The sequence below is a fragment of the Streptomyces kebangsaanensis genome (genome assembly GCF_001906585.1).
In the GTDB taxonomy this organism is placed as follows: Bacteria; Actinomycetota; Actinomycetes; order Streptomycetales; family Streptomycetaceae; genus Streptomyces; species Streptomyces kebangsaanensis.
The window spans coordinates 8702-14814 of the sequence record NZ_JUJA01000169.1; the positions used below are offsets into that span (position 1 = coordinate 8702).

The following is a 6113-nucleotide window of genomic DNA, read 5'->3' on the forward strand; positions in this document are numbered from 1 at the left end:
CGTAGCCGTGCGGCATGCCCCGGGCCAGCGAGTCGGCCATCTCCTTCTCGCCCCTGCGCCTGAGGTCCGGCACCTCGGAGCCGGCCAGGAAGTTCTGGGCCATGTCGCCGCCGTGGCTGAGGGCGGGTTCGAACTCCTTCAGCACCAGGAAGACCTCCTGGTCGTAGGCGCCGGGGTTGGCTTTCGGCTCGATGTGGACCGGGCCCGCCTGACCGGTGTAGGTCCCCCGGGTCAGGTCACCATGTGCTGCCACATGGGTGTGGTAGAAGCGGAAACCGGCCGGTCCGGGCGTGAACGACAGGCGCCGCATCCCGTGCGCGGGGATGTACGGGGTGCCCTCCTCCGCAGCCCCGTCCACCGCGGCGGGAACCCGCTGGCCGTGCCAGTGAAGCAGCTCGGGGGCGCCGGTGTCGTTGTGGACGTCGACCATGACCGGGCGGCCTTCGGTGAACCGCAACAGCGGACCGGGGAACTGTCCGTTGTACGTCGTGGTCGTAACGGTCGTGTCCGGTGCGAGCTCGACGCGCCCGGTTGCGATCCGCACCGTGTAATCCGCCCTGCCCGAGACGACGGGCCGGACGGACGGCGTCGTGGAGGCGGAGGTGGCGACCGGCCTGGCGCCGCCCCCGGCCAGCAGAGCCAGGCCGCCGAGCTTGAGGACGTCGCGACGGGTGATCTGCACGGGCTGCTCCCTTCCCGGTCCCAGGGCACCCCCAGCTGATGCCGGGCACCCCGACATCACACCACATACTCCTGATACTCCTGTTTCGTCACATAAGCCAGACAAGAGGTCATGACGGAACCTGATGGCGCTGGTCGGGACAACCGCAGTGCCTGGCGCACCGGAGCCGCATCGCGCACGGCGAGGCTCTGCCGATGGCGGAGAGCACCGTCTACCGGCCGCCTCCGGCGACGAGGCCGGCGCCCGATACGTCCTGCCACAGGCCCCCCTCGCATGGCACGGCGGTCCGGCTGTGCGGGTGAGCCGTGAGACGGGGAGCCGCACGCTCGCGCGCATACGAGGTACGCGAGAACGGGAGTCACTCCTGCTCAGGCCTGCGACGTGGGACGTGTGTCATGTGTCGACATCACCCAGCAGCGGACCGGTCTCTCCTGCTCGTGGCCGGCGTCGGCGCCTGGCCGTTCGAGGGCCGCCTCATACGCACCGGGGCCGGGACCGTACGGGCCCGGCCGACCCGCGCGGTTACGGGGTGCCGTCGCCGAGGAGCTCGCGGGCCAGTTCCTCGAGCGCCCGGCGGTCTTCCTCCAGGGCCTGCTTCCCGGCCTCCGTCGCCCGGTACACCCGCCGGGTACGGCCGTCCACGACCCGCTGTTCGGAGGTGAGCAGCCCGTCGGCCTCCAAGCGGTGCAGAGTCGGATACATCGTGCCGGGGCTGATCTGGTAGCCGTGCCGGGCCAGTTCCTCGGTCATCCACGCGCCGTGGATCTCCTCTTCGGCCGCGTGGTGCAAGATGTGCAGCCGCACCGCGCCCCGCTGGAACTCTCGCACCCCGACCACCTCCACGCCACCCGCCCGGCAGTGACGAAACCGATATCGGCTTCCGATTCTACGCCGCGCGCCCCGCCCCGACGGCCACGCACCGCAGACCCGAGAGCACCCGAGACCGTCACCGCGGTGGGACCCGGCGGATCGTATGGCGGGTGATACGGGCGGCGGGGGAGCCGGTACCGGCGACGACCTGGTCCTGGACGATGCCGTGGCCGACCTCGGCTCCCAGTGGGGCCGGTACGAATACGTCACCGGCATCGGCTTTGCCGTCTGAGGGATCTGCGTAACAACCGATCGGGGTTTGGACACCCTGACCGGTGGCCCGTCAAGGACGAGGTGTCCTCTGCCGTCGAACCCTGATGTCTCGTCCCAGGACGTCTTGCCTCCCTCTCGTCCGTTCCTGCTCGGTTCGCACGTCAGAGACAGAGTCGGAGGGGGCAGGTCAGGAGACGAGCGAGGGCGAGGCGCGGGCGCTGTTCTTCGCCGGGCTGCCCGGCCCCGCCGCCGACCTGGGGCTCGCGGCGGAGGTGACGGCAGCACGGCTGAAGCTGCCCGGCCGTGCTGCCGACGGGACTGCGCGAGGAGGCGGCGCGGACCGCGGCGGTGTTCCACCTGGACGCCCCGGGCTGGTACCGGGAGCCCGAACAGACGCCGTGTCTGCCCCTGTTCGTCGACGCGGTGCTCACCCAGCGCGTGGTGGACGTGCGCTACCGCCGTTGGCGTGCCCCGCAAGAGGTGCGGCGCCGTCTTCGCCTGAGACGGGACGCTTGATCGCATGCCACCAAGGATTGGTCATCGGTTTTTTGGTGACAGGAAAGATTGACTGCCCAGCTCAGGCCCAGCGCGTTGTACCGCTTTCCGGCCCGGCCGGTACGGTGCCGGGCCGTGGCGATCAAGACCAGCGGGGAACTCATGGCCTGGCAGCCGCCGGCCGGCACGGAGTGGTCGGGGAGCGGCAACCCCCTGGACCGCTCCGGGCCTGCTGGAGGCCCGATTCCCTGAGAGGGGGGGGCCACGGTACGTCCGTCCCCTTCCGTGACGTCGGCATCCGATGCCGACCGAGGTGGTGAGGAAGCATGAGGAGCCCCCAGGTCGTGGTGGCCATGGGCGTCACGGGTACCGGCAGGACCACCGTCGGTGTCCTGCTCGCGGCCCGGCTCGGCGTTTCGTACGCCGAGGGCGATGACTTCCACTCCAGGCAACATCGCCAGGATGTCGGTCGGTGTGCCGTTCACCGACGAGGACCGCCGGCCCCGGCTGGACGCGATCGGCGCCTGGGCGCGCGGGCGAGCGGGGCTCGGAGGGGGGATCGGCGGCTCGGCACCGAGGAGGTCAGCGCCCGCGTCATGGACGCACTGCGCGACCTGGAGCGGTCCTCCGCTCCAGGTCGCGCAGTGGGTGTCACTCCTTGCTGTGGCTCTTGGATTCCAGTCCTCGGATTTTGCCGGACGATCACCTCAGGAACACGGGATGCGCAATAGCCGCACGGAAGCGACGCAGAGGAGGCAGTGGCTCCGCTGGCTGCCTGCCGCAGTGGTTGTCGGAGCGTTCGTCCTCGACCTCTCCACCCTGGGGGGCGTCAACGTGTTCCCCTTGCTCGCGGCCGCCCCCGGAGTGGCCGCGCCGATTCTTTCCCTGCGCGGGACGATCGCCACCGGGGTGGCGGCGAACCTCGCGGGGCTCGCCCTGGTGTACCTGGAAAGAGAGCCGACCCGCGACGACCTCGTCCCGTTCACCAGCCTGGTCCTTCTCACCGTCATCGCGGCGGTCGTCAACGTGCTGCTGAGACGCGACCGACGGCAGTTGAGAACGAGCCGCGAGGTGGCGGCGGCGGTCCAGCACGCGGTGCTCCCGGATCCGCCTCGCAGGGTGGGACGGCTGGCCGTGGCCTCCCGGTACGAGGTCGCCCATGAGGAGGCCGCCATCGGAGGGGACCTCTTCGCGATTCACGAGACGCCCCACGGCATCCGGATGCTCCTCGCCGACGTGCGCGGCAAGGGACTCGAGGCGGTCCGTACGGTCAACGCCCTGCTCGGCTGCTTCCGCGAGGCCAGCGACCACCGCCCGGATCTGCCGGGCGTCGTCCGGCAGCTGGAGGACCGGATGCAGGCGGGCATCGGACAGGCGACCGGAGCGGAAGCCGAGTCGTTCGCCACGGCCGTCATCGCGGAGCTCCCCCCGGACTGCTCCGTACTGCGCATCGCCAACCGGGGCCACTCCGCGCCGCTGCTGGTCCACGAGGGCAAGGCGAGTCCCCTGGAGCCGACCACGCCGTCACTGCCGTTGGGGCTGGGAGCTCTCGGCGGCGACGACGTCCCGGTCGACCGGTTCGACCTGCCCGTCGGAGCCACCCTGGTGCTGTTCACCGACGGCATCGACGAGGCCCGCGACGCGGACGGCGTCTTCTTCGACCCCGTTCCGGTGCTGTGCCGGCACCTCCCGCCCGATCCGGACGTGGTGCTCGACGCCCTCCTCACCGCCGTCTTCCGGCACACCGGGGGAAAACTGCAGGACGACGCCGCGCTCTTCGCCGTCACCCTGGACGAGTAGCCCCACCCCCGGGCACTCGCTCCGCACACGGACATCACTCCGCCCGCACGTTCCACCGCCGACGGAGGTCCTCACCCGCCTCGTCGGGGTGCCGGCCGCGCGTCTCGGGAACCCGCCCGGCGACGGACACCGCGCCGAGAGCACGGACCACGGCGAAGATCCGGAACGTCGGCCATCCGGCGTCGGCGGGGGCTGCGAGCAGCCGGCCCCGCCGCCTGGCACGTCAGGGAGTTCCACGGCGGCCTCCGCCGCGGTTCAGGCTCGCCCTGATCAGCGCGGCGTCATGATCGAGGGCGGCACGGGACCGCTCCTGCCACCTGACCTCCAAGCGGAACCGGTCGTCCGCGGTGCGAGGGAATACATGCACGTGGAGGTGGAAGACCGTCTGATCGGCGGCCTCACCGTCGGCGAGGAACACGTTCACTCCCTCGCACGGCAGCTCCGAGCGCCGCAGAGCCCGCGCCAGCAGGTGGACCACGCGGAACAGATGGGCCATCAGGGCCTCATCGATGTCCTCCAGACCTGCCGCGTGCATCTTGGGGATGACGAGGAGGTCTCCAGGCGCAGCCGGGTGGATGTCCATGAAGGACAGGACCAGCTCGTCCTCGTACACGCGGCTGGCCGGCACCCGGCCGGAGACGATGCCGCAGAAGGCACAGGCCGGATCCCCGGCGAACAGCCCCATGGACACAGCATGCGACAGCGGCTCCCGGAGCCGCTCCTGACCGGGCTGACCTGCGCCTGGGAGTACCGCGTCCTCCCCCGGGCATCCGCCCGGCACGGTGCCTGTCTCTGTGGAGCAGCCGGTCCGAGCCCCGTGGTGAGGTCGCGGCTTGGGTCGGTGTCACGCTGTTTCGCATGGCGTCGGTGAAAGCTCTGGGCATGACGCCCGTACCGGGCCCCGACTTCCCCGAGGCCAATCGTCGATCCGGGGGTGCTGGGGCGCGTATCGAGTCGTGGGCAATCTGTGGGGAATCGCCCGCGCGGCGGGGTGTGGACCGGTAGTCCTTCTTGCGTGACGTGAGTGCAACTGACGCACGAGGGACGGGTGTTCATCGGGCCGTACCTGCCGATCGGCGCGTACGGCCCGTACACAGAGCGGCTGCGGCAGCGGTTCGAGGACGTGATCCGGCGGTTGGGTGCCGGCGGGCAGCGGCGGAAGACGCCGACCGAGTCCGGCGCCTGGCCGGCCGTCCGCAACCGCTTCCGGCAGTGGCGTGACGCCGGCGTCGACTCCACCACCGCGCGGGCGCACCACGACGCTGCCGGGATGCACCTGGGCGAGGACGTCCTCACCGCCCTGGAGAAGGCTGCCGCCGAGGCGGAGAAGGCCAGGTCGAAAGGGGCGGCCTCGAAGAACGAAACGGGCAGGAAGCCGGGACCGGTCCCGAGGGGGAGGAGCGGCGACGCATCCGGCGCCGGCGAAAAGTCCGGCTGAAGGCCGCTCTCCTGGGACACTCCAGGGGCGGGCAGACCAGCAAGGTCCACCTTGTCGCCGACCGCGGGTGCCGCCCGCCGGCGTTCGTGCCGACCGCGGGCCGGCACACGGGATTCTCCGACCGAGCACGGGCGCAGCGCGCACCGTCCCCGGTCCGGGGACCGGGGACGGTGCGCCGTGCGGCGGCTACTTGCACTTCTCGTTGATCTTGTACTGGAGCGCCCGCGGGTAGTCGTGCCGGTCGAGCCGGACCCGGGCCAGGATCGGGGCGCGGTTGATGTCGTTGCTCGGATCGGCGATGTCGAGCAGCAGCGACTCCAGATCGGTGTGGGTGGTGAGCTCCCGCCCGTGCATCCGGTCCTTCTCCGAACCGAAGACCTCCGCCAGCTTCTCGTACTGCCACGGGTGCAGCACGTTGTAGAAGTCGGCCCCGTCGGACGGCATCTCCTTGTAGTAGCAGGGGCTGACCAGCATCTGCTCGATGCCGTAGAGGCCCTCGTTGTCCAGGACGAAGACCACCGGCTGCAGGTGGTGGCGCACGTGCGTGGACAGCTCCTGGCAGATCTCCTGGAACGAGCCGTCCCCGACGAACACCAGCGGCCGCTTGAGTGGCTG

Annotated in this window: 7 protein-coding genes and 2 pseudogenes; 5 read left to right on the top strand and 4 right to left on the bottom strand. The window is 70.8% G+C overall.

Annotated elements, in window-relative coordinates; all coding sequences use genetic code 11:
- Together RH94_RS37410 and RH94_RS37415 are read right to left on the bottom strand one after the other, a co-directional pair.
- On the bottom strand, positions 1-682 hold a 682-nt coding region (locus RH94_RS37410), incomplete at its 3' end, for a multicopper oxidase domain-containing protein (RefSeq protein WP_199881148.1).
- A gap of 522 nt (positions 683-1204) precedes the next feature.
- Positions 1205-1510 (bottom strand): PadR family transcriptional regulator, encoded by a 306-nt coding sequence (locus RH94_RS37415; protein WP_073952760.1) that lies wholly within the window; start codon positions 1508-1510, stop codon positions 1205-1207.
- 145 nt (positions 1511-1655) lie between these two features.
- Between RH94_RS37415 and RH94_RS46260 the strand changes: the two genes are divergently transcribed.
- The 4 genes and pseudogenes from RH94_RS46260 to RH94_RS37425 all read left to right on the top strand — a co-directional run bounded on the left by RH94_RS46260 (position 1656) and on the right by RH94_RS37425 (position 4060).
- Positions 1656-1784 (top strand): hypothetical protein, encoded by a 129-nt coding sequence (locus RH94_RS46260; protein ID WP_267893421.1) that lies wholly within the window; start codon positions 1656-1658, stop codon positions 1782-1784.
- A 284-nt stretch (positions 1785-2068) separates the two neighbouring features.
- Positions 2069-2281 (top strand): hypothetical protein, encoded by a 213-nt coding sequence (locus RH94_RS47020; RefSeq protein WP_456154178.1) that lies wholly within the window; start codon positions 2069-2071, stop codon positions 2279-2281.
- A gap of 305 nt (positions 2282-2586) precedes the next feature.
- Positions 2587-2845: pseudogene (locus RH94_RS45900) on the top strand (gluconokinase); the annotation flags it as partial.
- A gap of 198 nt (positions 2846-3043) precedes the next feature.
- Entirely contained in the window at positions 3044-4060 is a 1017-nt protein-coding gene (locus RH94_RS37425) for a PP2C family protein-serine/threonine phosphatase (RefSeq protein WP_234426332.1), read from the top strand.
- A 223-nt stretch (positions 4061-4283) separates the two neighbouring features.
- Here RH94_RS37425 and RH94_RS37430 read toward each other — a convergent pair whose 3' ends face one another.
- A complete protein-coding gene (locus tag RH94_RS37430; protein ID WP_073952762.1) occupies positions 4284-4745 on the bottom strand; it encodes an HIT family protein in 462 nt (153 codons plus the stop codon).
- 339 nt (positions 4746-5084) lie between these two features.
- Here RH94_RS37430 and RH94_RS37435 point away from each other — a divergent pair.
- Positions 5085-5602: pseudogene (locus RH94_RS37435) on the top strand (hypothetical protein); the annotation flags it as partial.
- Between the two features lie 82 nt (positions 5603-5684).
- Here RH94_RS37435 and RH94_RS45905 read toward each other — a convergent pair.
- The coding region (locus RH94_RS45905) for a thiamine pyrophosphate-dependent enzyme (RefSeq protein ID WP_234426333.1) at positions 5685-6113 on the bottom strand (429 nt) is incomplete at its 5' end.

Bases quoted from the DNA above. Each gene is read 5' to 3' on its own strand.
- RH94_RS46260 (WP_267893421.1), top strand. From the start codon at position 1,656: ATGGCGGGTGATACGGGCGGCGGGGGAGCCGGTACCGGCGACGACCTG.
- RH94_RS37430 (WP_073952762.1), bottom strand. From the start codon at position 4,745: ATGGGGCTGTTCGCCGGGGATCCGGCCTGTGCCTTCTGCGGCATCGTC.